This window comes from Pseudomonas sp. B14-6 (assembly GCF_013260315.1).
Classification (GTDB): Bacteria; Pseudomonadota; Gammaproteobacteria; order Pseudomonadales; family Pseudomonadaceae; genus Aquipseudomonas; species Aquipseudomonas mandelii.
Genome location: NZ_CP053929.1, coordinates 2,679,344 through 2,705,138, shown reverse-complemented (window position 1 = coordinate 2,705,138; position 25,795 = coordinate 2,679,344). Strand labels below are relative to the sequence as shown.

Annotated in this window: 22 protein-coding genes, 4 tRNA genes and 1 pseudogene; 15 read left to right on the top strand and 12 right to left on the bottom strand. The window is 59.6% G+C overall.

What is annotated here, in order from left to right:
• The first annotated feature begins 20 nt into the window (after nt 1-20).
• The 3 genes from HP062_RS12310 to HP062_RS12300 all read left to right on the top strand — a co-directional run bounded on the left by HP062_RS12310 (nt 21) and on the right by HP062_RS12300 (nt 2,619).
• A complete protein-coding gene (locus tag HP062_RS12310; protein ID WP_172791460.1) occupies nt 21-680 on the top strand; it encodes a glutathione S-transferase family protein in 660 nt (219 codons plus the stop codon).
• Nucleotides 681-688: 8 nt separating this feature from the next.
• Nucleotides 689-1,495, top strand: coding sequence for a DUF4892 domain-containing protein (locus HP062_RS12305; protein ID WP_172791459.1), 807 nt, complete (start codon nt 689-691; stop codon nt 1,493-1,495).
• 68 nt (nt 1,496-1,563) lie between these two features.
• Nucleotides 1,564-2,619, top strand: a complete 1,056-nt coding sequence (locus tag HP062_RS12300) for an AI-2E family transporter (protein ID WP_077749214.1) — start codon at nt 1,564-1,566, stop codon at nt 2,617-2,619.
• A 109-nt stretch (nt 2,620-2,728) separates the two neighbouring features.
• On the opposite strand, the gene xopAW is transcribed toward HP062_RS12300, so the two are convergent.
• The 3 genes from xopAW to HP062_RS12285 form a co-directional block, all read right to left on the bottom strand.
• A complete protein-coding gene (gene xopAW, locus HP062_RS12295) occupies nt 2,729-3,583 on the bottom strand; it encodes a XopAW family type III secretion system calcium-binding effector (RefSeq protein ID WP_077749215.1) in 855 nt (284 codons plus the stop codon).
• Between the two features lie 162 nt (nt 3,584-3,745).
• On the bottom strand, nt 3,746-4,795 hold the full coding sequence (locus tag HP062_RS12290) for a HAMP domain-containing sensor histidine kinase (protein ID WP_010457050.1): 1,050 nt from the start codon (nt 4,793-4,795) through the stop codon (nt 3,746-3,748).
• Nucleotides 4,795-5,553, bottom strand: coding sequence for a response regulator (locus HP062_RS12285; protein WP_077749216.1), 759 nt, complete (start codon nt 5,551-5,553; stop codon nt 4,795-4,797). The genes HP062_RS12290 and HP062_RS12285 overlap by 1 nt, the downstream gene beginning before the upstream one ends.
• 293 nt (nt 5,554-5,846) lie before the next feature.
• Here HP062_RS12285 and pyrF point away from each other — a divergent pair, with 293 nt between their 5' ends.
• A complete protein-coding gene (pyrF, locus tag HP062_RS12280) occupies nt 5,847-6,545 on the top strand; it encodes an orotidine-5'-phosphate decarboxylase (protein WP_167362277.1) in 699 nt (232 codons plus the stop codon).
• A 77-nt stretch (nt 6,546-6,622) separates the two neighbouring features.
• Here pyrF and HP062_RS12275 read toward each other — a convergent pair whose 3' ends face one another.
• Nucleotides 6,623-7,627: an NADP-dependent oxidoreductase gene (locus HP062_RS12275; RefSeq protein ID WP_172791458.1), complete on the bottom strand. Its 1,005-nt coding sequence runs from the start codon at nt 7,625-7,627 to the stop codon at nt 6,623-6,625.
• Between the two features lie 236 nt (nt 7,628-7,863).
• Here HP062_RS12275 and HP062_RS12270 point away from each other — a divergent pair, with 236 nt between their 5' ends.
• The 4 genes and pseudogenes from HP062_RS12270 (at nt 7,864) to HP062_RS31460 (ending at nt 12,276) form a co-directional block, all read left to right on the top strand.
• Complete coding sequence (locus HP062_RS12270) at nt 7,864-8,625, top strand: SDR family oxidoreductase (RefSeq protein ID WP_077749218.1); 762 nt, start codon at nt 7,864-7,866, stop codon at nt 8,623-8,625.
• Between the two features lie 186 nt (nt 8,626-8,811).
• Nucleotides 8,812-10,203 (top strand): PLP-dependent aminotransferase family protein, encoded by a 1,392-nt coding sequence (locus tag HP062_RS12265; protein WP_172791457.1) that lies wholly within the window; start codon nt 8,812-8,814, stop codon nt 10,201-10,203.
• 108 nt (nt 10,204-10,311) lie between these two features.
• Nucleotides 10,312-11,367 (top strand): annotated as a pseudogene (locus HP062_RS31465) (HAMP domain-containing protein); the annotation flags it as partial.
• A gap of 27 nt (nt 11,368-11,394) precedes the next feature.
• Nucleotides 11,395-12,276: a methyl-accepting chemotaxis protein gene (locus HP062_RS31460; protein WP_370655173.1), complete on the top strand. Its 882-nt coding sequence runs from the start codon at nt 11,395-11,397 to the stop codon at nt 12,274-12,276.
• Between the two features lie 991 nt (nt 12,277-13,267).
• On the opposite strand, the gene HP062_RS12255 is transcribed toward HP062_RS31460, so the two are convergent.
• Nucleotides 13,268-14,038, bottom strand: coding sequence for a hypothetical protein (locus tag HP062_RS12255; RefSeq protein ID WP_172791456.1), 771 nt, complete (start codon nt 14,036-14,038; stop codon nt 13,268-13,270).
• A 378-nt stretch (nt 14,039-14,416) separates the two neighbouring features.
• Between HP062_RS12255 and HP062_RS12250 the strand changes: the two genes are divergently transcribed.
• The 4 genes from HP062_RS12250 to HP062_RS12235 all read left to right on the top strand — a co-directional run bounded on the left by HP062_RS12250 (nt 14,417) and on the right by HP062_RS12235 (nt 14,831).
• A tRNA-Glu gene (locus HP062_RS12250) sits at nt 14,417-14,492 on the top strand.
• Between the two features lie 3 nt (nt 14,493-14,495).
• Nucleotides 14,496-14,571 (top strand) — tRNA-Gly (locus tag HP062_RS12245).
• Between the two features lie 105 nt (nt 14,572-14,676).
• Nucleotides 14,677-14,752, top strand: a tRNA-Glu gene (locus HP062_RS12240).
• A gap of 3 nt (nt 14,753-14,755) precedes the next feature.
• Nucleotides 14,756-14,831, top strand: a tRNA-Gly gene (locus HP062_RS12235).
• A 146-nt stretch (nt 14,832-14,977) separates the two neighbouring features.
• Here HP062_RS12235 and HP062_RS12230 read toward each other — a convergent pair.
• The 4 genes from HP062_RS12230 to HP062_RS12215 all read right to left on the bottom strand — a co-directional run bounded on the left by HP062_RS12230 (nt 14,978) and on the right by HP062_RS12215 (nt 19,045).
• Entirely contained in the window at nt 14,978-16,717 is a 1,740-nt protein-coding gene (locus HP062_RS12230; RefSeq protein WP_102593851.1) for a dipeptidase, read from the bottom strand.
• 198 nt (nt 16,718-16,915) lie between these two features.
• Complete coding sequence (locus HP062_RS12225) at nt 16,916-17,554, bottom strand: LysE family translocator (RefSeq protein WP_077748608.1); 639 nt, start codon at nt 17,552-17,554, stop codon at nt 16,916-16,918.
• Between the two features lies 1 nt (nt 17,555).
• Nucleotides 17,556-18,326 (bottom strand): 2OG-Fe(II) oxygenase, encoded by a 771-nt coding sequence (locus HP062_RS12220; RefSeq protein ID WP_010457032.1) that lies wholly within the window; start codon nt 18,324-18,326, stop codon nt 17,556-17,558.
• Between the two features lie 92 nt (nt 18,327-18,418).
• On the bottom strand, nt 18,419-19,045 hold the full coding sequence (locus HP062_RS12215; RefSeq protein ID WP_010457029.1) for a hypothetical protein: 627 nt from the start codon (nt 19,043-19,045) through the stop codon (nt 18,419-18,421).
• 90 nt (nt 19,046-19,135) lie between these two features.
• Here HP062_RS12215 and HP062_RS12210 point away from each other — a divergent pair, with 90 nt between their 5' ends.
• Nucleotides 19,136-20,125: a LysR family transcriptional regulator gene (locus HP062_RS12210; RefSeq protein WP_010457027.1), complete on the top strand. Its 990-nt coding sequence runs from the start codon at nt 19,136-19,138 to the stop codon at nt 20,123-20,125.
• A 246-nt stretch (nt 20,126-20,371) separates the two neighbouring features.
• On the opposite strand, the gene HP062_RS12205 is transcribed toward HP062_RS12210, so the two are convergent.
• From HP062_RS12205 to phhA, 3 genes are all read right to left on the bottom strand, one after another.
• On the bottom strand, nt 20,372-21,565 hold the full coding sequence (locus HP062_RS12205) for an amino acid aminotransferase (RefSeq protein WP_372242818.1): 1,194 nt from the start codon (nt 21,563-21,565) through the stop codon (nt 20,372-20,374).
• A complete protein-coding gene (locus HP062_RS12200) occupies nt 21,565-21,921 on the bottom strand; it encodes a 4a-hydroxytetrahydrobiopterin dehydratase (protein WP_010457024.1) in 357 nt (118 codons plus the stop codon). Before HP062_RS12200 ends, HP062_RS12205 begins: the two co-directional genes overlap by 1 nt.
• Before the next feature lie 104 nt (nt 21,922-22,025).
• Nucleotides 22,026-22,814, bottom strand: coding sequence for a phenylalanine 4-monooxygenase (gene phhA, locus HP062_RS12195; RefSeq protein ID WP_010457022.1), 789 nt, complete (start codon nt 22,812-22,814; stop codon nt 22,026-22,028).
• A 383-nt stretch (nt 22,815-23,197) separates the two neighbouring features.
• On the opposite strand from phhA, the gene HP062_RS12190 reads away from it, so the two are divergent.
• Nucleotides 23,198-24,760 carry a sigma-54-dependent phenylalanine hydroxylase transcriptional regulator PhhR gene (locus HP062_RS12190; protein WP_010457020.1) on the top strand — a complete coding sequence of 521 codons (1,563 nt, stop codon included), beginning with the start codon at nt 23,198-23,200 and terminating at the stop codon, nt 24,758-24,760.
• Nucleotides 24,761-25,024: 264 nt separating this feature from the next.
• Nucleotides 25,025-25,765 (top strand): flagellar basal body rod protein FlgF, encoded by a 741-nt coding sequence (locus tag HP062_RS12185; RefSeq protein WP_010457018.1) that lies wholly within the window; start codon nt 25,025-25,027, stop codon nt 25,763-25,765.
• Nucleotides 25,766-25,795: the final 30 nt, after the last annotated feature.

Below are 25,795 nucleotides of genomic sequence, written 5' to 3'. Positions count from 1 at the left end.
GGTTGAAATGGGAGACAACCATGATAGATCTCTACACCGCTGCGACCCCGAATGGCCACAAGGTCTCTATCGTGCTCGAGGAACTCGGCCTGCCCTACACGGTGCACGCCTTGAGTTTCGACAAAAAGGAACAGAAGTCACCGGACTTCCTCAAGATCAATCCCAATGGCCGGATTCCGGCCATTGTCGACCGCGCCAACGGCGATTTTGCCGTGTTCGAATCCGGCGCCATCCTGATTTACCTCGCTGAGCTGGGCGGCAAACTGCTGCCCCAGGACCCGAAGGGGCACTCGGTCGTCCTGCAGTGGCTGATGTTCCAGATGGGTGGAATCGGGCCGATGCAGGGGCAGGCCAACGTGTTTTTCCGTTACTTTCCAGAAAAACTCCAGGGCGCCATCGACCGCTATCAACATGAAACACGTCGCCTCTATGAGGTGCTCGATACACGCCTGCAAGCCGTGGAGTTTCTCGCGGGCGAGTACAGCATTGCCGACATTGCCACCTATCCGTGGGTGCGTGGCCATGAGTGGTCGGGCGTCGAGGTTGACGGTTTGCCGGCCTTGCAGCGCTGGATGGCATCCATGGAAGCGCGTCCGGCGGTCCAGCGTGGTTTGCTGGTGCCCGAGCGCTTCGATGATGCCAGTGTCGTCAAGGGTGCCCAGGCCATGCTGATCCGATGAGTCTATCCATGCGTTCATTCAGTGTGCTGGTGCTGTGTTGTTTCAGTCCCTTGTTATTTGCCGCCGATGTCCCGGGCAGTCAGGACTTGCCGATCGTGCCGCGCATGGCCGACGCGCAGATCGTCGACTATCGCCCCGGCGTTGAGCTTGAGCGGATTTATCCGCTGGGTTCGATCCGTAAGATCAGCGGCCAGTTGCGCTTCGATGGTCAGGTCAGCGCCCGGGGAACGGCGACATCGGTGACCTATGAGTTGCCGCCGGAGCATTCGTCAACCGACGCCTTCACTGCCGCGCGTGAAGCATTGCAAGAGCAGGGTGCCGGCTTGCTGTTCTGGTGTCAGGCACGTGATTGCGGTGAAAGCAGCCTCTGGGCCAATGAGGTCTTCGGTAACGCCAAGTTGTACGGTGCCGACGATCAACAGGCGTACTTGCTCTTGCGTCTCGCGGCGCCCCGGGACAATACGTTGGTGGCGCTTTACAGCATCACTCGCGGCAATCGCAAAGCCTACCTGCACGTCGAGCAGTTCGACGCTGCCGCGCCGCTGGGTGATTTGCTGCCGACGTCGGCGACCTTGCTGCGAGAGCTGAAAAGTACGGGCGAACTCGATTTCCCCACATTGAGCGCCGATCCTGATGCCACCTGGCTGCGCCTCATTTCTCGCGGCTTGAACCTCGACACCACCTTGCGGGTCAGTGTTTCCGGGCCAAACGCCGAAGCGTGGCGCCAGGCGCTGATCGTGCAGGGCGTGCGGGCGGCGCGAATGGAAGCCGGCAGCGCCAAAAGCCCTGGCCTGCACATCGAACTGTTGCGATAAGCTTCATCAGGTAAACGCGGCTGGCGCGTTTGCCTGCTCTTTGTTGACTGATTTTTTCGAGAACCTACATGCTCAATAACGATCGGCTGTTGGTGCAGATCCTGCTCCTGGTGCTGTTTGGCGCGAGCCTCTGGGTGATGGCGCCGTTCTGGTCGGCCTTGTTCTGGGGCGCGGTGCTGGCGTTCGCCAGTTGGCCGCTGATGCGGTTGTTGACCCGCTGGCTCAACGGCCGGGAATCCCTGGCCGCGCTGGTGCTGACACTGGGCTGGATGTTGCTGGTGGCGGTGCCGCTGGTCTGGCTCGGGTTCAACCTGGCGGATCACGTGCGTGATGCCACTGCGTTCATCAAGGATGTGCAGATGGACGGTTTGCCCGAAGCTCCGACCTGGCTGGGCGGCGTTCCTTTGGTGGGCGAGCGGTTGATGGTGATCTGGAACAGCATCGATGAGCAAGGCGCGGCGATGATGGTGGCGGTCAAACCGTATCTGGGTCAGGTCGGCAACTGGCTGCTGGCACGCAGTGCGCAGATTGGCGGCGGGATTCTCGAGCTGACATTGAGCATTGTGTTCGTGTTCTTTTTCTACCGTGACGGGCCGCGGCTGGCGGCGTTTGTCCATGGGCTGCTGGAGCGCCTGATCGGTGATCGCGCCGGGTACTACATCGAACTCGTGGCCGGGACGGTGCAGCGGGTGGTGAACGGGGTGATCGGCACAGCGGCGGCGCAGGCGGTCCTGGCATTGATCGGGTTCCTGATTGCCGGGGTGCCCGGGGCGTTGGTGCTGGGCATCGTGACGTTCATGCTCAGTCTGATTCCGATGGGGCCACCGTTGGTGTGGATTCCGGCCACCGCGTGGCTGGCCTGGAAGGGTGAGTACGGGATGGCGGTGTTCCTCGGCTGCTGGGGCACGTTCATCATCAGCGGCGTCGACAACGTGCTGAAGCCGTACCTGATCAGCCGGGGCGGGAATCTGCCATTGGTGATCGTGTTGCTCGGCGTGTTTGGCGGGTTGATTGCGTTCGGGTTCATCGGGCTGTTCATCGGGCCTACGTTGCTGGCGGTTGCGTACAGTCTGTTGACGGACTGGAGCAAGAGTCATGCGCGGGTAGACGATCGCCGGCCCTGAGATTTTCGGCGGGGCTGAGGGCCTCATCGCGAGCAGGCTCGCTCCCACAGGGGATTTGTGAAGGGCGCAGCTCTACTGTGGGAACGGGCTTGCTCGCGAAGCTTTTGACTCAGGTCGATACGTTCAAGTATTTGCCCACGCTCGCCACGTTATCGAGCGAATACTGCTTGCTCAGGTTGGCGATCATTTTGTTCAGCGCTTCATTGACGTTGAATTGAGCGGTGGAGTTGTCGCTGGTTTTCTCGCGACCTGCTTGCAGCGCCGCGTTCAGTTCATCGCTGCTGACCTCACCGCTGCCGTCACTGTCCAACTCCTTGAGCAACGCAGCGCTGGTGTCGGTGCTGGTCGATGAGGTGCTGTCGCTGGCCTGCAGCACGCTGCTCAGTTCGGTGGCGGTCACGCTGCCATCGCTGTCCGTATCCAGCTGGCTGAACAATTCTTCGCTGGACACCTGCTGCTGCGGTGGCGGTGGCGGCGGGGTCAGGCTAGCGGCGAGTTCGTCCTTGCTGACGGTGCCGTCCTGGTTCTTGTCCAGGGCCGAGAAGATTTCTGTACTGTCGGCACTGCTGCCAGCGTTGTTCAGACCGTTGCTCAATTCGTCGCTGCTGATGGCGCCGTCACCGTCGGCGTCCAGGGCGCTGACGAGCGCGTCGGCCAGTTCGGTGTTGGGTGCCTGATCATGCGGCGGTGGCGGCGGCGGTGCCATTGCCGCCATTTCCTCGCTGCTCAAGCTGCCGCTGTCGTCACTGTCCAGATCACCAAAGTTTTTGCTCAGGCTGACCAGCAGGCCGTCATCGGTTTTCTGCGACAGGGCACTTTCAAGTTCGCCCTGATCCACCGCGCCGTCGCTGTTGCTGTCGAGCTTGGCGAACAGTTCTTTCTGGAATTGCTGGCTGCGGGCGCTGTTGGTCGAGGTGCTGCTGGTGCTGGTATAGCTCGTGTAGTTGCTGACACTACCAATCATTGGACTCACTCCCTGGAATGGAAAACCGGTGGGTGCACCGGCTTATGCAGCGTCAAGGGGCAAGGTGTCGTGGGTGTGTGAGGTTTGTACCGATTGGTACACACAAGTCTCAGGCCAGGCTCGGATCATGTAGGCGTGAGCCTGCAGGGATTGGTGTGTGGTTCAGGCGCGGGGCAGGCGGATGACGGCGGTGAGACCGCCGCCGGGTGTTTCTTCCAGGCTCAACTGCCCACCCAGTCGTTCCGCCGCCTCGCGAGCGATGGTCATACCGAGCCCGACGCCGCCCGAATTGCGATTACGCGAACCTTCCAGCCGAAAGAACGGCTCGAACACCGCTTCACGTTTGTCCGCCGCAATACCCGGGCCGTGGTCGATGACGCGGATCACCAGTTGCTCACGGTTGTCTTCGAGCGTGATCCGCGCGTGCCCGGCATAGCGCAGGGCGTTGTCCAGCAGATTATTGATGCACGAGCGCAACGCCATCGGCTGCACTTGCAGCGGCGCGCAGTGGCCGCTGGCCTGAACATCTGCCCCCTGGTCCTGGGCGTTTTCGCTCAAGGATTCCACCAGCGCCTGCACGTCCATCCATTGCCCGGCTTCGCTGGTGCGCTGCTCGTGCAAATAGGTGAGGGTGGCATCGAGCATGCTGATCATGTCGTCCAAGTCCTGGCGCATCTGGCCCTGCAGCTTGTGGTCTTCGATCTGCTCCAGCCGCAGCTTGAGGCGAGAGAGCGGCGTGCGCAGGTCGTGGGACACCGCGCCGAGCATCCGTGAGCGCTGCTGCACCTGTTCGATAATGCGTTTCTGCATCAAATTGAAGGTGTAGGCCGCTTGCCGGGCTTCCCGTGGGCCGGATTCATCCAGCGGCGGGCTGTCGAGGTTTTCGCTCAAGCGTTCGGCGGCGTCGCTCAGCCGCTGGATCGGCCGGCTGAGCAGTTTGGCGCCGTACCAGGCGGCAATGATCAGCGTGACAAACTGGAACGTCAGCGGCACCAAGGGGCCGCCGAACCAAGGCCGCGGTGGCCGGTTTTCAAAGCGCGGGTCCATCGGCGGGCGCTGTCCGCCCATGCCTTCGGAAAATCCCGGCGGCGGTGGAGGCGGGGGAGGACCGTAATGGTGAAACCAGGCAAACGCCAACAGGTGCGCCAGGATGATCGCCAGCAGCAGCACGCCAAACAGGCGGCCGAACAGCGTATCGAAGCGCGCCCGCATCAGCCGATGTCTCGTGCGTCGAACAGATAACCCTCACCGCGAACGGTCTTGATCAACTGCGGGGCTTTCGGGTCATCACCCAGTTTCTGGCGCAGGCGCGAGACCAGCAAGTCGATGCTGCGATCAAACGCTTCGATGGAACGACCACGGGCAGCGTCCAGCAGTTGTTCACGGCTGAGCACCCGGCGCGGACGCTCAATGAACACCCACAGCAGGCGGAATTCGGCGTTGGACAGCGGCACCACCAAACCGTCGGCGGCGATCAATTGCCGCAGCACGCTGTTCAGGCGCCAGTTGTCGAAGCGAATATTCGCACGCTGTTCGGTGCGATCGTCGCGCACCCGACGCAGAATGGTCTGAATCCGCGCGACCAGTTCCCTTGGTTCGAAGGGCTTGGCCATGTAGTCGTCGGCGCCCAGTTCCAGGCCGATGATCCGGTCGGTGGGTTCGCAGCGTGCGGTGAGCATCAGGATCGGAATGTCCGATTCGGCGCGCAGCCAGCGGCACAGGGACAACCCGTCTTCACCGGGCAGCATCAGGTCGAGCACCACCACGTCGAAATGCTCCGCTTGCAACGCCAGGCGCATGGCAGCGCCATCGGTGACGCCGCTGGCGTGAATGTTGAACCGGGCCAGGTAGTCGATCATCAGTTCGCGGATCGGGACGTCATCGTCGACGATCAGGGCGCGAATGCTCCAGCGTTTGTCGTCAGCGGGTGCTTTTTGATCGTCGTTCAGAGGTGCTGGGGTGCTGTGCATGCGTGCGTTCATCTGCCAGGTAGGCTGCCAACCACAAAGATGGGCTGCGAGGTTGTGGTTCCAGCATAGGCGTCCGGCCCGGAGGCGGGAAGTGCTGTAAGGACGTGTTGCGGCTGCCGAGGGTAGCGAGGAAGGGTGTAGTGGGCGTGTCGTGTGTGTATCGAACTCGACACAATCGGCGCAGGGACTAGTCTTGCTGGAGTCTTCGGGACGATTTACCGATCATCGGGTCCCGCAGTGGCGCTGGTTCCGCTACAATGCGCGCCGATTTCGTCCTGCCTGAGAGCCCGCACATGTCCGTCTGCCAGACTCCTATCATCGTCGCCCTGGATTTCCCCACCCGTGACGCCGCACTGAAGCTGGCCGACCAGTTGGACCCTAAACTGTGCCGGGTCAAAGTCGGTAAGGAGCTGTTCACCAGCTGCGCCTCGGAAATCGTCGGCACCTTGCGTGACAAGGGCTTTGAAGTGTTCCTGGACCTCAAGTTCCACGACATCCCGAACACCACCGCGATGGCGGTTAAAGCCGCGGCGGAAATGGGCGTGTGGATGGTCAACGTTCATTGCTCCGGCGGTCTGCGCATGATGGCCGCCTGCCGTGAAGTGCTGGATCAGCGTACCGGCCCCAAACCGCTGTTGATCGGCGTGACCGTGCTGACCAGCATGGAACGTGAGGATCTGGCGGGTATCGGCCTGGACATCGAGCCGCAGGAACAGGTGCTGCGTCTGGCGGCACTGGCAGAAAAAGCCGGAATGGACGGTCTGGTGTGCTCGGCCCTGGAAGCCCGTGCCCTGAAATCGGCGCACCCGACGCTGCAACTGGTGACCCCAGGGATTCGCCCGGCGGGCAGCGCCCAGGACGATCAGCGCCGTATCCTGACCCCGCGTCAGGCGCTGGATGCCGGTTCCGATTACCTGGTCATTGGCCGTCCGATCAGCCAGGCGGCAGATCCAGCGAAGGCGTTGGCCGAAGTTGTAGCCGAAATCGCCTGATCAAACACCGAAGATCAAAAATGTGGGAGTGAGCAGGCTCGCTCCCACATTAGTTTTGGGGTGAATCAACTGTTGGGTTAAACCTTCAACACCAACTTCCCGAAATTCTCGCCGATGAACAACTTCATCAGCGTCTCCGGGAAGGTCTCCAGTCCTTCAACAATGTCTTCCTTGCTCTTGAGCTGCCCCTTGGCCATCCAGCCGGCCATTTCCTGCCCGGCGGCGGCGAACTGAGCAGCGTAGTCCATCACCACGAAGCCTTCCATTCGCGCGCGGTTGACCAGCAACGACAGGTAGTTGGCCGGGCCCTTGACCGCTTCCTTGTTGTTGTACTGGCTGATGGCGCCACAAATCACCACGCGCGCTTTCATGGCCAGGCGACCCAGCACCGCGTCGAGAATATCGCCGCCGACGTTATCGAAATACACGTCGACACCTTTTGGACATTCACGCTTAAGGCCGGCATGCACGTCTTCGTTCTTGTAGTCGATGACGCCGTCAAACCCCAGTTCGTCGATCAGGAATTTGCACTTGTCCGCGCCGCCCGCGATGCCGATCACGCGGCAGCCTTTGATCTTGGCGATCTGCCCGGCAATGCTGCCCACCGCACCGGCCGCGCCGGAGAGCACCACGGTGTCACCTTCCTTCGGTGCGCCGACATCAAGCAACGCGAAGTAGGCGGTCATCCCGGTCATGCCCAGCGCGGACAGGTAACGGGGCAGCGGTGCCAGTTTCGGATCGACTTTGTAGAAACCTCGTGGCTCGCCGAGGAAATAATCCTGTACGCCCAAGGCTCCGTTGACGTAGTCCCCGACCGCAAAACCAGGATTGTTCGAGGCAACGACTTTGCCTACACCCAATGCGCGCATGACTTCGCCGATACCGACCGGCGGAATGTAGGACTTGCCCTCGTTCATCCAGCCACGCATGGCCGGGTCCAGGGACAGGTATTCGTTTTTGACCAGGATCTGACCCGCAGCCGGTTCACCGACTGGCACTTCTTGATAGGTAAAGGTCTCGCGGGTAGCCGCGCCCACCGGACGTTTGGCGAGCAGGAACTGGCGATTGGTCTGGGTAGTCATGACAGGCACTCAAGATGAATGAAGCCTTGTTGATAGACCTTCATGATCGATGCCGCAAGTTTGGCTGATGCGGCGAATGGACGTCGATCCAGTGCAGTGATAGTCGGTGCCGCAGTTCTATCACTGCCACTCATGGTCACTCAACCGGGCTTCTGATAGTGCTGCCGTGTCCCATGCCCCTGTGGCTAGACTGGAAACACACGATCCCCCGCATTCTTCTCTTTGAGGGCATAACAATGAGCATGACGTTTTCCGGCCAGGTCGCCGTGGTGACCGGCGCTGCCAACGGTATTGGCCGCGCGACCGCCCAGGCATTCGCCGCTGAAGGGTTGAAAGTGGTGGTGGCCGACATGGACACGGCCGGGGGCGAAGGCACTGTGGCACTGATTCGTACAGCGGGCGGCGAAGCGACCTTCGTGCGTTGCAACGTCACGCTGGAAAGCGATGTAAAAAATCTGATGGACGAAGTGGTGAATACTTACGGCCGTCTGGACTACGCCTTCAACAATGCCGGCATCGAGATCGAAAAAGGCAAACTGGCTGAAGGCACCCTTGATGAGTTCGACGCGATCATGGGCGTCAACGTCAAAGGCGTCTGGCTGTGCATGAAGTACCAGTTGCCGTTGCTGCTGGCCCAGGGCGGCGGCGCGATCGTCAACACCGCTTCGGTGGCGGGCCTTGGTGCGGCGCCGAAGATGAGCATTTACGCGGCGTCGAAACACGCGGTGATCGGCCTGACCAAGTCGGCGGCGATCGAATACGCCAAGAAAAAGATTCGCGTAAACGCGGTATGCCCGGCGGTGATCGACACCGACATGTTCCGTCGCGCCTATGAAGCGGACCCGAAGAAGGGCGAGTTCGCCAACGCCATGCACCCGGTCGGCCGCATCGGCAAGGTCGAGGAAATCGCCAGTGCCGTGCTGTATCTGTGCAGCGACGGCGCGGCGTTCACCACCGGTCACTCGCTGGCAGTGGACGGTGGAGTCACGGCGTTCTGACCCATCAAGACCTGCCTCGTAGGAAAAGGCCCGCACACGTGCGGGCTTTTTCATGGTGTCGCGAAGGGCGGCGGACAATGTGTTTCAAATGGTTAGAACCGAGGGTTTTGGCGGCGTTGTCGCACATCCGATCCTGCGCACCTGTGATTAACTGCTCCCCGCAAATGGACAGGAGTTTGCTTGCTCATGGAATTGAGAATCGATCGACAGGCATTGGTGCCGGTCGTACAGCAAATCGTCGATGGGTTGGCCGTCTGGCTCCGTCAGAGCGAGGTGCAGCCAGGGACGCGTTTACCTTCTGCGCGGCACATCGCGCGGGTCAATCTGCTCAGTCAGTCCAGCGTCGTCGAAGCCTGTGAGCGGCTGGTGACTCAAGGTGTGCTGACGCCGCGTCATGGCGCCGGTTTCATTGTCGCCACGCCAACGCTGGTCGCCCAGGGGCAACAGGATTGCCTCTGGTTCGAAGGGGCGGAACTGAAACAGGGCGGCTGCTCGGGCGAACTTAAGCTGGGCTGTGGCGGGTTGCCGGAGAGCTGGCGCGAAACTGACGACCTGAGCTACGCGATTCGTCAGGTCAGCCGTACCGACATGGCCGGGTTGTTCAACTACAGCACTTCACGAGGCCTGCCTGCCTTGCGTCTGCAAATTCTCAAACGCCTTGGACGGCTCGGTATCGAAGTGGATGAAAACCGTATCCTGACCACCGCAGGTGCCAGTCAGGGGCTCGACCTGATCGTGCGCACCTTGCTCAAGCCGGGAGATTGCGTGGTGGTGGAAAGTCCGGGGTATCCACTGTTGTTTGACCTGCTCAGGCTGCACGGCGTGACGATGATCGAGGTGCCTCGTACCCCGCGCGGGCCCGACACGGAGCAACTGCAATTACTATTGTTAAAGCACCGGCCCCGCGCGCTATTCATCAACAGTTTCTACCACAACCCGACGGGCAGTTGCCTGACGCCTGCGATGGCACAGCAGGTTTTGCAATTGACCAAGACCCATGGCGTGCTGGTGATTGAAGATGACGTCTATGCGGATTTGCACTATGGCCCCGGCACGCGCCTCGCTGCATTGGGGGGGGATGACAACGTGATCTACGTTGGCAGTTACTCTAAAACCCTCAGCAGTTCATTGCGGGTCGGCTTTGTCGTGGCCAGCGAAGGGGTCATATCGCGATTGGCCGAGGTCAAGATGATCAGCAGCATGGGCGCCTCAAGGTTCTGCGAATCGGTGCTGACTTGCCTGTTGGCCAGCGGCGCGTACCGCAAACTGGTACAGCGTCAGCGCCAGCGTTTGAATACGGACAGAGAGGCGGCCTTGCAAGTGCTCGAAGACGCCGAGTGGGAAGTTTTCGGCAAGCCGGCTGGTGGCCTGTTTATCTGGGCGCGATCGCGGATGTCCGACTACGCTCAGGTGCGCAAACAGGCCCGGCGCTGCGGTGTGCTGCTGTCTTCTGCCACGGCCTTCAGTCCTGACGGCCAGGCGAAAGATTGGCAGCGCATCAACGTCGCTTATGCCTGTGATTCTCGTGCCCGGGCTTTTTTTCAGGCGACCGCTGCGAATCGACCTAAAGCGTTCTGAAAACGACGTGGACGTAGCTTTTTGCCATTATTCCGACGCCAGAGACTTGTGCTGGCCCATGCCCATTGCGAATCTGCGTCAACAGACTATGTCAGGGGACTAAGTGCAATGATTTCGGCCGTGCAAGGACGTTTTGCCAACCTCGGTATGGCAAAAAAAATGGGTGTCGGGTTTGTCTTGGTGCTGCTGTTGACGGCCCTGGTGGCAGCCATCGGCGTTTGGTCCCTGCAAACCATCAGTCAACGCTTCGACGGGCTCAAGCAGATGTCGTCGCTCAACAGCGGTTTGCTCAAGGTGCGACTGCTTGAGCAGGAATACGCCTTGCACGGCAACCCGAAAACTGCGGATGCCCTGCGCCAGGGGGTTGATGGCCTGATCGCCTTGGCGACGCAGCTCAAGGCTGCTTCAGCGGCCAACGTGCCAGTGATGAATGACGTCGAGCAGTCCCTGGCGGCTTATCGCAAGGCCTTCGACGAATTCGTCTCGCTGAGTCAGGCCAAGGACCTGGCCCTGGAAATGGCCAGTTGGTCGGTGTCCAGCGTGGCCAATAATCTGGATGTCCTGCAAGCCGGGCTTGCCGACGATGGCGCCTATACCTTGAAGGAGTCCGAAGGCAAGGACGGTGGGCAGTTCATCGAGCAAGCCAATCAGGTCAGCCAGGTGTCGCGGTTGATGCTGCAGGCCATGAACGAAGCACGTGTGCGTCTGGATCAGAGCCGCAAGGGCGATGACAGCGCAGCTCAGGGCAAGATCGAGCAGGCCGATCAGGCGCAGGTTCAGGCCGAGCAGTTGAAAACCACAGTCAAGGATGAGGGCTATCAGACTGTCCTCAATGAAGTGGCGGGTCACATCACCAGTTTCAGCGAGAAACTGACCGAATACACCGGTCTGTTAGCCCAGGAAAAAACCGTCTATGAGCAACTGCACCAGCGTGCTGCGCAGGTGGTGGAGCGGGTCGATCAGGCGTATGTCGCCGAAGACCAGTCGATGCAGGCCGAATTGAAAAAGAACTCGATGCTGATCATCGGCTCCTCGGCCCTGGCGTTGCTGGTCGGATTGATCGCGGCGTGGGTCATTACCCGATTGATCGTGGCGCCGCTGCGCAGTGTGATTCGTGTTGCGCAGCAGATCGCCGCGGGTGATTTGAGTGCGACAGTTGAAGTGACGCGCCGTGACGAAATCGGCCAGTTGATGCAGGCCATGCAACAGATGGGGGCGGGGCTGAGCACCATCGTCAGCGGTTTGCAGGCCGGTATCGAGCAGTTGGCGAGCTCGGCGCAATCCTTGTCGGCGGTGACCGAGCAGACCAACCTGGAGGTCAGCAGCCAGAAGGAAGAAACCGAGCAGGTCGCCACGGCGATGAATCAGATGACGGCGACGGTGCACGATGTGGCGCGTAACGCGGAGGAAGCCGCTCAGGCTGCGCAAACGGCGGACGGTAAGGTGGAAAGTGGCCAGCAGGTGGTGCGTCAAAGCATGGCGCGGATCGAGCAGCTGGCGGATTCGGCGACGTCGGCCAGTTCGAGCATCGAAAGCCTGAGTGCAGAAATCCAGAACATCGGCACGGTGCTCAGTGTGATCAAGAGTGTCGCCGAGCAAACCAACCTGTTGGCGCTCAATGCGGCGATCGAGGCAGCACGGGCCGGCGAGCAGGGCAGGGGGTTTGCGGTTGTGGCGGATGAGGTTCGGGCGTTGGCCAAGCGCACTCAGCAATCGACCGAGGAGATTGAGCGTCTGGTGAGCGCCTTGCGTTCGGCGGCGCAGTCGTCGGTGCAGCAGATTCAGAACAGTGGTGAGCTGGTGAAGCTGGCGGTGAGTGACGCGTTGCAGACTGAGAGTGCGCTGGGGAGTATTGCGGCGGCGGTGTCGTTGATTCAGCAGATGAACCAGCAGATTGCGGCGGCCGCCGAGGAGCAGAGTTCGGTGGCAGAGGAGATTAATCGCAGTGTGACGAGTATTCGTGCGAGTGCGGATCAGTCTTCGTTGGCGATGCGGGGGAATGCGGCGTCGAGCATTGAATTGGCGCAGTTGGGGGTTGAGTTGAAGGGGATGGTCGGACACTTCCGGCTCTGATTTGTCTCCCTGCGTATGTGCACAGATCTAATGTGGGAGTGAGCCTGCTCGCGATGGCGGCCTGATAGCCGACCATGCTGCTGTTGACCGGGTGTATATCCATTCCTGCGGTAACGGCCACTTATGGTTTCGCCCTTACGGCGAGTCCCTTTTGTCAAACGCCCGGAGTGCCGGCCCAGCCAAAAGGAACCAAAAAGTCTCGCCCCAAGCGTCCGGCCCCTCGCTAAGGCTCGGCGTTCCTTCGCTCCGGTATCCATCCGGGGACACTGCCCTCCGGTCTGCTTCGCGACGACCTACATGCAGCGTGTTCGACTGCGTCGAACGGCGCTGCGCGCCACTCCCCGGATGAACACCTCCACTCAGCCTCCGAAAGGGGCGGGTAGATCAAGATCAAGAGCTGCAGGCGAGCTAACGCTCGGCCTGATGAGTGGTGAAGAGCGAAGCGTGTACAGCGAACCCCTTGTAGGAGCGAGGCTTGCCCGCGAAGGCGGCCTGACAGCCGACCAATGACTTGCAGGTGGACACCTAACCCTGTGGGGACTGGCTTGCCAGCGATGACGGCCAAGCTGCAGGCGAGCTAACGCTCGGCCTGATGAGTGGTGAAAATCAAAAGCTGTACGCCGAACTCTTGTAGGAGCGAGGCTTGCCCGCGAAGGCAGCCTGACAGCCGACCAATGACTTGCAGGTGAACACCTAACCCTGTAGGAACTGGCTTGCCAGCGATGACGGCCAAGCTGCAGGCGAGCTAACGCTCGGCCTGATGAGTGGTGAAGAGCGAAGCGTGTACAGCGACCCCCTTGTAGGAGCGAGGCTTGCCCGCGAAGGCGGCCTGACAGCCGACCAATGAGTTGCAGGTGAACACCTAACCCTGTAGGAGCTGGCCTGCCAGCGATGACGGCCTCGCCGCCAATCCATCTTGACCGGCAGTACTCACCCGCCAAACCCAGTCCAAAAAAAAGCCACCTCGCGGTGGCTTCCTTGATTCTTCCGATCAGTCGTAGATCACTTTTTTCTTCCAGTCCGCATCCGCTTCAACTTCTTTGAGGCCGGCGTTCAACTGGTTGGTCTCGCTTTCAACGGCCGCGATGTTGTCCATCACCATGGCGTTGGCCCGCGCCAGGAGTTTTTCCAGGTATTCGAGCTGTTCGGCGTAGATCTGTGGTTCCTGCTGTTTACGCAGGTATTGCACACCGCGCTCGAAGGCGAGGCGGGCCTGGCCTGGCTGGTTTTGTTGCAGGCATTGCTGGCCCAGGTTATTGAAGAACTCGATGTGCAGCAGGACCAGAATGTGGCGCACTTCGCGGATCCAGCGCTTGGCTTCGTTGGTCGGCAGGAAGCCATCCTGTGCGGCGCGGGTGATTTGGCCGTGCAGGGCTTCGAGCAGGAAACGCACGTCCTTGGCCTTGGCCTCGGTCTGGATCGGTGCCGGCGGGTTGTTGACCGGGATCGATTCGCCTTGCGCGACCAGGGCTTCGAGTTCGGTAATCCGGGCCTTGAGGTTGGAACTGGTTTTTTCCAGGTTGAGCAAACGCTTGCAGACATTGAGTTCCAGGCGGGTCAGCAGCAGCTTGAGGCCAGGTGTCATCAGCTGACCGGGGAAGGTCTCGGTGATTTCGCCGCAGCGACGCAGGCGGTCGTTGAGTTCAACCTTGGTACGGGCCTTTTCCAGCTTGTTGTTTTCCACCACATGGTTCATGTAGCCAATGGCGATCAATAGTGCGATCCCGGCTACGACTAGCAGGGTGATCATGAGTGGTGTCACCGGTAAGACCTCTTTATAGGGTTCGCGATCGAGTGTAGTGGCTTGGCATTTGGGCGCATAGGACCGCTCGACGAGTTGAATCGGTTGTGGCTATCTTTATATCGGCCGGGGTTCGACTTATATAAATACTGGCAATCGTGGTTCAGATTGCCATCATCTTCAGCGACGGACTATAACGTCTTGGTGGTTATCAGAATATAGCCGCCAAAGGTCAGCAGGCGCAAAAGCCGGAATCCCGGCTGAAAGCGGGGCGAAGTCATTGATTTAAATAAATTTATATCTGGGGGTTGACGACCCCTCAATCCATCCATAGAATGCGCGCCACTTACAGCGTAAAGCACAGAGCGAAACGCGGTAGGGAGTGAATGTTGTACGTGTGTCCCCTTCGTCTAGTGGCCTAGGACACCGCCCTTTCACGGCGGTAACAGGGGTTCGAGTCCCCTAGGGGACGCCATATGCGGGAATAGCTCAGTTGGTAGAGCACGACCTTGCCAAGGTCGGGGTCGCGAGTTCGAGTCTCGTTTCCCGCTCCAATTTTAAGCAGCGTTGCTTTCGGGCAGGGCTGAGTGAAGCCAGAGCCGACATCTTAGGATGCGGATTTGGGCACTGAAATACACACCATGTGTTTCAGTTAGCGTGTCCCCTTCGTCTAGTGGCCTAGGACACCGCCCTTTCACGGCGGTAACAGGGGTTCGAGTCCCCTAGGGGACGCCATTTGCGGGAATAGCTCAGTTGGTAGAGCACGACCTTGCCAAGGTCGGGGTCGCGAGTTCGAGTCTCGTTTCCCGCTCCATATTCAACAAAAACGCCGCTCAGCAATGAGCGGCGTTTTTGTTTGTGTGTCATTTATAAAAAGGACCGACGGTCCTTTTTTGTCGGTGCCGGCATCAAGATGATCAACGCGTCGGACCCGCCACAACAGCGGGTCCGAAAAGGCGATCAGAGTTTCGGCAACTGCCCGATCCGCCCCATCATTTCCGTCACGATCTGCAGGTCCAGCAGGAACTGGTCGACCGTCTTGAACTCGTTGTCGGTGTGGCCGGTGTACTTGACCTCGGGCCTGGCCAGGCCGAATTGCACGCCATTGGGCAGTTCATGGACCGAAGTGGCGCCCGCAGAGGTGCCGTACTTGTGTTCCATGCCCAGGTTTTCGCTGGCCACGGCGAGCAAGGCCTTGACCCATTCACCTTCAGGGTTGCGGTACATCGGCTCGGCGATCGAGTAGTCGAAGGCCACCGCGACGTGGGTCTTTTTGCTCCAGGCATCAAGCTTATCGGCGATTTCAGACTTGAGCGTTTCCGGCGACTTGCCCTTCGGCACTCGCAGGTTGACCGCGAGCTTGAAGGCTTTATCGTCCATCCCGACATAGGTCAGCGAAGCGGTCAACGGTCCCATGAAAGCATCGGAAAAACCGACCCCCAATTTGCCTCCCAGGTAATCCAGCCCCCAGTTGTCGGCAGCGTAGCGGGCGGCGTCGGTGATGTGGTTGTGCTTGAGCGCAACCTTGCCGTCGAGGCTATTGATGAAACCCAGCATTCTCGACACCGGGTTGATGCCGGATTCGGGCTCGGAGGAGTGGGCGGAAACGCCGGTGACCGTCAATTTGACATCCTTGCCATCAACTTTGGCGGTGACGTCGAAGTTGCCGCCATTGCTTTTGGCATATTCGGCGCCGGCCTTCTGCAGGCTGGCGGCCAACTCGACAGGCTTCTCACTCAAAAGGGTGACGACCGATGTCGACGGGATCTGGTTGGTGGCCATGCCGCCGGTCATCGAGATGATCTCGGCGCCCTTGCCCTCAGCCTTGCGTTTGGCAAAGTTCGCCATCACGGTGCCGTAGCCTTTCTCCGCAATCACTACCGGGTAGCCGCCATCCAGCGCCAGGTTGTAGTTGGGTGTCGGGTTGTGTTCGAAGTAATAAGGGATGGCGTCGCCGGTGGTTTCTTCGGTGGTATCGACCAGCAGCTTGAAATTGCGCGCCAGCGGCAGCTTCTCTTCCTTGATGACCTTCATCGCATAAAGCGCTACCACGATACCGTTCTTGTCATCTTCGGTGCCCCGGCCATACATGCGGTCGCCGATCAGGGTGACCTTGAACGGATCAAGTTTGGTGCCGTCTTTCAGAACCCAGTTCTCCGGCGTTACGGGCACCACATCGGCATGCGCATGAATGCCCACGACTTCGTCGCCGCTGCCCTCAAGGGATATTTCATAGACGCGGTTGTCAATGTTGCGGAAGTTCAGGTTGAACGCCTGGGCGAGGCCCTTGATCTTGTCGGCGATCTTGATGAATTCGGGATTGTCGTGTTGATCAACGCCCTCGACGCGGAAGGTCGGGATAGCCACCAGCTCGCGCAGGGTCTCGGTGGCGGCGGCACCGTATTTCACCCGTGCGTAGAGACCAAGCAGGCGATGGATTTCGTTCTGCTGGTCTGGAGTGAGGGTCTTGTTGTCGAGGAAGGCGCTGATGGCGGGGCCGAGATTGTCGGTTTTGCCGAGGTCGCTCTTGGCCAGGCCTCCCAGGAATTGCCTGAAATCCGTTACGGAGGTGTCACTGAACGTCTTGAGGATCGCCGCACTCTGTTGCGGGGTGATGTTGGCCTGCGCTGTCAGGGTGAACGACGAAAGGCTGGCCAGTATCAGGGTTGACGCAGCCAAGTGCTTGAGTGAGAAATTCATTGCTGTTGGCATTCCTTTGCAGGCAGTGGAGTGAGAAGTTTCTGATCGATGAGACAGAAACGGTTCCAAGCTAACACTGTAACGGAGTGTTACGGGAGTCCCTGATGTGGGATCTGTCGCACAGAAATGCAAAAGCGGCGCAGAAACGAAAAAGGCCCGTCAGTCAGACTGAGCGGGCCTTTTGCGTTTGAGGCGCTCTTACATCGAGAGAATCAAACGCCCGGCGAACAGGATCAGAATCACCCCCATGGTGCGTTCGAACCAATGCCCCATGCGCATGAACAGCAATCGCACCCGGGCGCTGGAAAAGAACAGCGCGACGATCACGAACCACAGCGCGTTCACAAAACACATCCAGGCCCCATACAGCGCCTGGATCTTCAAGGGTGTCGTAGCGCTGATGAGCGTGGTGAAAATTGCCAGGAAAAACAGCGTTGCCTTGGGGTTGGTCGCGTTGGTCAAAAAGCCGGTGGTGAACGCCTTCAACAGTGTTTGTTCGACGACGGGCTCGTTGGCGACTTTGTCCCCCTCAAGCGCGGATTTGGGTTTACTGCGTAGCAGGCTGACACCGAGGTACAAAATGTAAACGCCGCCCACCACCTTGGCCACCGTCAGTAACCAGGGCGTCGTATGCATCAACGCGCCGACCCCGAGCAGGGTGTAGAGCACGTGCACGGAAATCCCCGCACCGATGCCCAGGGCCGTGCAGATCCCGACCAACCGGCCGAAACGCACACTTTGACGGATGGTGACAGCGAAGTCCGGTCCAGGTGCGACCACAGCCAGAAAGTGAATAGTCGCCAGCGCAAGGAACTCGCCCAGGTAATTCGAAAGCATTTCAACTCCAGAAAGTAAGGGGTGAAGCATTGCCGCGATAGCCGACAAAGAACGAAAGGCTCAATCGCGGATCCGCCACGCCGGGTGTTACCGAGTGCATGCAGCGCGAATTGAACATGATGAAATCACCCGGCTCAGGACGAATCTCCAGGGCCGGCGTGCCGAGCAAGGCCGGGTCGATGCCGTAGCTGTCGCCACGCATCTCGTCGAATTGATCCGGAGAAATATCGTGGTCCCACATCTGCAAGGCGCCACCCTCGGAGGGCATGTTCAGGTAAACGTTGCAGGCGAACTGCGCTTCCAGGCTTCTGGCCTGGTAACTGTCGGGGGCATCCTTGGCGAAAATGTCGTGATGGGCCAGGAAGCACACCCCTGGTTTCACCACGCGGGACAGGCCGACATACATCTTGCGGCCGTAGAGATTTTCCAGGTGCGCACCCGCCGGCCAGGACTCATCGAGCATGCAGCGCAAGGTGTCGACCGGGGACGAGTAGGGCGCGCAACGTTTGCGTAATTCCGCGATGTTGCGCGAGGCATGCTCGAAATAATCTTCGATCAGCAGCGGCTGGTTTTCCGCCTCATAAAACGCCATGCCGATGCGACCGATGCTCGGCGCATTGATATAGCCTTCGAAACCCGGGGCGAGGATCTTGTCGCCAATCTGAATCGCCAGCGGCTGGGGCAGCAGGCCTTTGACGCGGATGGCGAGGACTTCTTCATTGGCCAGTTTTTTTATGCACGTCTCATCGAGACGCTCGACGTCAAGCATCATGTCTTAGGTCCATCTATTAGATAGTCAACAGAACCCGCGAATGCGGGCTCCCCCGGGCGTCGGGCGATGCCGGGGACGACATCGCCGAAAGCTCAATCCACGCTGTAGTGGACTGACAGCATTCCCTTTTTCAGTGAAAGGGAAGCGATCGTGACCGTGCCCAAATCCTTCAGGCTACGTACATGGGTGCCGCCGCAGCCGTAGGCGGGCAGCTCACCGAAACCAATTTCCCGGGCGCCTTCGCGCATCGATGTCAGGCGCGGCAGGTCATGGGCGACCCATTGCTCGATGCCGTGCTGAATCATCTCGGCATCCATCTCTTTTGCCGACTCCAACGGTTTGAATTGCACGCGTCCTTCGCCCGGCCAGTGATGAGCCTTGACCGGCATCCAGCCCAGTGCCTGGACAAAATGGCCGATCAGGTGGCCGGCCGAATGCATGCGCGAATTGAACCGGCGGCGTTGCTCGTCAATCCTGATCTGAGTCATGCCGGGTTTTATTGGCCGGTCGACAAAATGAATGATTCGGTCCGGGTCCTGGACCACGCGCAGCACCTGGCTTTCGCCGATCCAGCCGGTATCGAAAGGCTGGCCGCCACCCTGGGGGTGAAACAACGTGGCGCGCAGCACCACCGCAAACTCGTTTTCCTGGGGCGTGCAATCCAGGACTTCCACATTGGCCTTGAGGTCATCACTATGGAAAAAGAGGCGAAGCGTCATATTCCATGTCCTCATTAAAGTTTCTCTTTTTATTATATGAATCGTGGAATTGCGTGATAATCCGTTCAAACATCAAAGGACTGTTGCGCTGTGAGCATAAATCTTCCACTGCCGTTACTGGGTGAAATGGCGATTTTCGTCAAGGTTGTCGAGACCGGCAGCTTTTCCGAAGCGGCTCGTCAGATGGGTTCTTCACCCTCGGCGGTGAGTCGCAGTATTTCGCGTCTGGAAAAAGCGTTGGCCACGCGTCTGCTGCAGCGAACCACGCGCAAGCTGCGCTTGAGCGACGGTGGCGAAGAGGTGTTCAAGCGTTGCCAGGAAATGGTCAGTGCGGCCAAGTCCGTGATGGAAATCAGCGGGCAGTTCACCCATGAAGCGGAAGGGCTGGTTCGGGTCAGCGTGCCCAAGGCGGTCGGTCGATTTGTGATTCACCCGCATATGCCGGAATTTCTGCGCCGTTATCCCAAAGTGGATGTGGAGTTGTTGCTTGAGGATAGGCAGGTGGATCTGATCGACGACAACGTTGATCTGGCGATTCGGATTACCGATCGACCGCCCGCAGGGTTGGTCGGGCGGCAATTGCTCACCATCGACCATTTGCTCTGCGCTACACCGCAATACCTCGCCGAACATGGCACGCCGACGCATCCCCACGACTTGCTCAACCACAGCTGTATCTACCTGGGTGAAACCCCGAGCGATGCGCGCTGGAAATTCAAGAAAGGCAGCAAGGCTGTGACGGTCGGTGTGCGCGGTCGGTATGCGGCGAATCACACAGGCGTGCGGCTGGGGGCGGTGTTGCAGCACATCGGGATTGGCAGTCTGCCGTATTTCACGGCGCGTTATGCGCTGGAGCAAGGGTTGATTGTGCAGGTGCTGCCGGACTGGACCTTCCTCGCGTCCTACCATGGCGGCGCCTGGTTGCTGCATTCGCCGACGCGCTATTTGCCGCCGAAATTGCGGGTGCTTATTGATTATCTGGTGGAGTGCCTGGAGAAGGAGCCGACCCTGAGCAAGCCGGGGAGGGCTGGGAAGGTTGCGGCAGAGTATGAGTTGCCCGAGAGTGATGGATTGCTCTGACTGGCCCCTTCGCGAGCAGGCTCGCTCCCACTCTGGTGAGGTTGCAGACCTCTCGCCGCTGACGCGGCCGGGCGCAACTTCAGCGATTGGTTTGTTGGAAGGGGCAGCACCAAACAAATGTGAGAACGAGCCTGCTCGCGAAGAGGGAGTCTCAGTCGACATCTATGTCGCCTGACACACCGCTTTCGCAAGCATGTCGGATCGCCGCACCGCCGCTCCCACAGGTGGGAATGTGCAGGGTTGAGGTTACTTGCAGACTTCGGCGATGGCCTCGGCCAGCAGATCGAGGCGGGTTGCATCGATCCCAGCCATGTTCGCACGGCCGGTGCCGACCATGTACACGCTGTGATGATCACGAAGCTGTTTCACTTGCTCCGGCGACAAGCCTGTGTAGGAAAACATCCCGCGTTGCACACCGATATGCGCAAAACGCTCACGCAAACCATGGGGTTCAAGCGCTTCCATCAGGCCGCTGCGCAATTGGGCGATGCGCAAACGCATGGCTTCCACTTCGTCGGCCCAGAGGCTTTTCAACTCGGGATCGCCAAGAATCGTCGCGACCACGGCAGCGCCATGATCCGGCGGCGTCGACCACAGATTGCGGGCGATGTTTGCCAGTTGGCTGCGGATATCCACCAGCTTCTCAGCGGTTTTCGCACAGACAATCAGCGCACCCGTGCGATCGCGGTACAGCCCGAAGTTTTTCGAGCAGGAACTGGTGATCAGCACCTCCGGCAACTCGGCCGCGAACAGCCGGGTCGACCACGCATCCTGTTCCAGGCCATCGCCGAAGCCCTGGTAGGCGAAATCAATCAACGGCACCAGATCGCGGCTGCGCACCACGTCCAGCACGCGGCGCCAATCGTCATGGGACAGATCGAAACCGGTCGGGTTGTGGCAGCAGGCGTGCAGCAACACCACATCGCCCTTCGGCGCGTCTTTAAGCACTGCCAGCATGGCTTCAACGTCGAGACGGTTGTCGCTGCCGACGTAGGGGTAATGACTGACCTTGACCCCGGCCGCCGCGAAGATGGTTTCGTGGATCGGCCAGGTCGGGTTGCTCAGCCACACGCCACGGCCCGGCAGGCACTGGGCGATGAAGTCTGCGCTCAGGCGCAGCGCGCCGGTGCCGCCCGGTGTCTGGGTGGCGCCGGCCCGTTGTTCGGCGATCAGCGGGGAGTCGGCGCCAAGTACCAGCTCGTTGATCGCCTTGCCGAACGCCGGTTCGCCGTGACCACCGATGTAGGTTTTGGTGGTCTGGCGATCCACCAGGCGCTGCTCGGCCAGCTTCACGGACTGGGGAATCGGCGTCAGGCCCTGAGCATCTTTATAGACGCCCACGCCAAGGTCGAATTTGTGCGGGTTCGGGTCCTGCGCATAGGCTTCCATCAAGCCGAGAATCGGATCGCCGGGTACTCGACCGATGGCGTCGAAATGCATTATTTGCGGCCCTCGGCGTTCTTGGCCACTTCATCAGTGCGAGCGGCCATGATGAAGTCGTTGCGGTGCAGACCCTTGATGGAGTGGCTCCACCAGGTCACGGTGACTTTGCCCCACTCGGTGAGCAGGCCAGGGTGGTGGCCTTCGGCCTCGGAGATTTCACCGACTGCGTTGGTGAATGCAAGGGCGTGCTTGAAATTCTTGAACAGGAACACTTTTTCCAGTTGCATCACGCTGTCGCGCACTTCGATGTTCCAGTCCGGGATCTGCTTGATCAGGATCGGCAATTCTTCGTCGCTGACCTGAGGGGCATCGGCGCGGCAGGCTTCGCAATGGGCTTGATTCAATGTGGACATGATGGGTTCCTGAAATCGAATGATTGGAAATCGGCCGTCAGTTTCACCACGCTATAGCAAAGCGTCGTGTCCTGACAGGCTCACTTGATTCTAAAAGCTGCGGATCACGCGGCTTTTTTGGGTGGAAATTTAGGCGCGTGCAAACCGAGCTGCATGCCTTGCTTGACCATGGCCATGATGTCTTCATGAGCCACATCAAACAGACGCTTGAGGTTCGGCAGGACAAAGTACAGCGGCTGCAGGATGTCGATGCGGTAAGGCGTGCGCATGCATTCCAGCGGATCAAACGCCTGATGCTCAGGTTCGTCCGACAGGCAGTAAACGGTTTCTTTCGGCGAGGAGAGAATGCCGCCGCCGTAAATGCGCAGGCCTTCTGGTGTATCGACCAGGCCGAACTCGATGGTCATCCAGTAGAGACGCGCGAGGTACACGCGTTCTTCCTTGGTGGCCTGTAGGCCAAGCTTGCCGTAGGTGTGGGTGAATTCCGCGAACCAAGGGTTGGTCAGCAGCGGACAGTGGCCGAAGATCTCGTGGAAAATATCCGGCTCTTGCAGGTAATCCAGCTCTTCGCGGGTCCGAATAAAGGTCGCCACCGGAAACTGCTTGTTGGCCAGCAATTCGAAAAAGGTCTGGAAGGGGATCAGCGCCGGCACTCGGGCTACTTGCCAACCGGTGGTTTCACCGAGGACTTTGTTGATTTCACCGAGTTGCGGAATGCGGTCGTGGGGCAGACCGAGTTTTTCGATACCGTCCAGGTATTCCTGGCACGCACGCCCCTCGATCACTTTTAGTTGGCGAGTAATCAGCGTGTTCCACACCGCATGTTCTTCAGCGGGGTAGTCGATAAAACCTTGCGCATCGGGCTCGCGAGCCACGTACTGCGTCTGCTTCATGCTGCTCTCCTGCTAGGGGATTTCATTCTTGTTATGTACTGCTATGGACTTAGAAATACTCCAAGGCGTGCCGCGTTGCAGTAGGTGAATCGTGCCGTGCGTAGGAAAGTTCTCCAGTTTTCGTAAAGTTTTCGTTACGAATGGATCGCGGTGGCGCAGGTATTGAGTTTTTCGGGTTTGAAAAGCGTTGCGCCTGTCACATAATCTTGACGGCTATCTGAGCGTGCCAGCAAAAAAATACCCTGTGGGAGCGAGCCTGCTCGCGAAAGCGTTCTGCCTGACACATCAATGCCGAATGCACCGACGCATTCGCGAGCAGGCTCGCTCCCACAGGGTTGTACCTCGGGCATCCAACCTATTGACCGTTTTTCTTGGGCCTTTATATGCGTATCAAAGTCCACTGCCAGAACCGCATCGGCATCCTGCGCGACATTCTCAACTTGTTGGTCGAGTACGGAATCAACGTCGCTCGCGGCGAGGTCGGCGGTGAGCATGGCAATGCGATCTACCTGCACTGCCCGAACCTGATCAATATTCAGTTCCAGGCGTTGCGTCCGAAATTCGAGTCGATTGCCGGGGTATTTGGCGTCAAGCGTGTAGGGCTGATGCCCAGCGAGCGTCGGCACATGGAGCTCAATGCCTTGCTCGGCGCCCTGGAGTTTCCGGTGTTGTCGATCGACATGGGCGGCTCCATCGTGGCGGCCAACCGTGCAGCGGCGCAGTTGCTCGGGGTGCGGGTGGATGAGGTGCCGGGGATTCCGCTATCGCGTTACGCCGAGGATTTTGATTTGCCGGAACTGGTGCGTGCCAACAAGTCGCGGATCAACGGGCTGCGGGTCAAGGTCAAGGGCGATGTGTTCCTCGCCGACATCGCGCCGCTGCAATCCGAGCATGACGACAGCGAAGCCATGGCCGGTGCAGTCCTGACGCTGCACCGCGCTGATCGGGTGGGGGAGCGCATCTATAACGTGCGCAAGCAGGAACTGCGCGGGTTCGACAGCATCTTCCAAAGCTCGAAGGTCATGGCCGCGGTGGTCCGCGAAGCGCGGCGCATGGCGCCACTGGATGCACCGCTCTTGATAGAAGGCGAAACCGGCACCGGTAAGGAATTATTGGCGCGTGCCTGTCACCTGGCGAGTCCGCGCGGCCAGTCACCTTTGATGGCGCTCAACTGCGCCGGCCTGCCGGAATCGATGGCCGAGACCGAATTGTTCGGCTACGGCCCCGGCGCCTTCGAAGGCGCGCGTGCCGAAGGCAAGCTTGGGCTGCTGGAGCTGACGGCGGGCGGTACGTTGTTTCTCGATGGCGTCGGGGAAATGAGCCCGCGCTTGCAGGTGAAATTGCTGCGCTTCTTGCAGGACGGTTGCTTCCGTCGTGTGGGCAGTGATGAAGAGGTCTATCTGGATGTGCGGGTGATCTGCGCGACGCAGGTGGACTTGTCCGAGTTATGCGCGCGGGGCGAGTTTCGCCAGGATTTGTATCACCGCTTGAACGTGCTCTCACTGCACATTCCGCCGCTGCGTGAATGCCTCGATGGTTTGACGCCGTTGGTGGAGCACTTCCTCGACCAGGCCAGTCGTCAGATCGGTTGCCCGCTGCCGAAGCTGGCGCCAGCGGCGATGGAGCGGCTCAGTCATTACCATTGGCCGGGCAATGTCCGGCAATTGGAAAACGTGTTGTTCCAGGCGGTTTCGTTGTGCGAAGGCGGGACCGTGAAGGCCGAGCACATTCGCTTGCCGGATTACGGCGTGCGTCAGCCGCTTGGCGATTTCTCCCTCGAAGGCGGGCTGGATGCGATCGTCGGGCGCTTTGAGAAAGCGGTGCTGGAGCGGTTGTATTCCGAGCATCCGAGCAGTCGGCAGTTGGGCAAGCGGTTGGGGGTTTCGCATACGACCATTGCCAACAAGTTGCGTGAGTATGAAGTCGGCAAAGACCCCGACGCTTAAGCTGAAGCAATGACAACTTTGTGGCGAGGGAGCAAGCTCCCTCGCCACAGGGGATCCTGTTGGCTGCAAAGGCCAGCACTTGCCACCAACCGGCATAACACCGCCGGTTTTTCGTCTCCGATACATTTCCCCAATCCCCGCAAAACCCCTCAAGTCCTTTGTTTGCCGGGCCTCGCACCGCCAGAAAAAAGTTGGTCTGTAAATTGCTTATCGCTCAACAGTACAGCGGTGGGCGGCAAACGTCCGGCATGCAGAGGAAAGAGTGTGGACAAGTACCTTTATGTGGCAATGACCGGCGCCAGCCAGAATGCACTGGCGCAGAAGGCTCATGCCAACAACCTGGCAAACATCTCTACCAACGGTTTTCAGAAGGACCTGGAACAGGCCCGTTCGATGCCGGTGTTTGGTGACAGCTTTCCGGCGCGTGCGTTTGCCATGACCGAGCGTCCGGCCACCGACTTCTCACCAGGTTCGCTGGTTGAAACCGGTCGCGACCTCGATGTCGCGGTGCAAGGCAACGGTTGGATCGCCGTGCAGACCCCCGATGGCGCTGAAAGCTACGTGCGCACCGGCAGCCTGAACGTGGACGCCCTGGGCGTGCTGCGTGCCGGCAACGGTATGCCGGTGATGGGCAATGGCGGACCGATCGCCGTGCCGCCCGAGCAGCAAATCGAAGTGGGCGAAGACGGCACCATCAGCATCCGTGCGATGGGCGAAGGCCCGCGTGTGATGGCTGAAGTCGACCGTATCAAATTGGTCAACCCTGACCTGAAGAACATGACCAAAGGCCTGGATGGTTCGATCCACACCAAGGACGGCAAGCCGGCGCAAGCCGATGCAGGCGTCAAACTGGTGTCCGGGTTCCTTGAGTCGAGCAACGTCAACGCCGTGGAAGAGATGACCTCGGTGCTGGCTTTGTCGAAGCAGTTCGAGCTGCACATCAAGATGATGAACACCGCCAAAGACGATGACCAGGCCATGGCTCGGGTCTTGCAGATCAGCTAATTATCAGAACGTCGCGCCGTAAAACAGGCG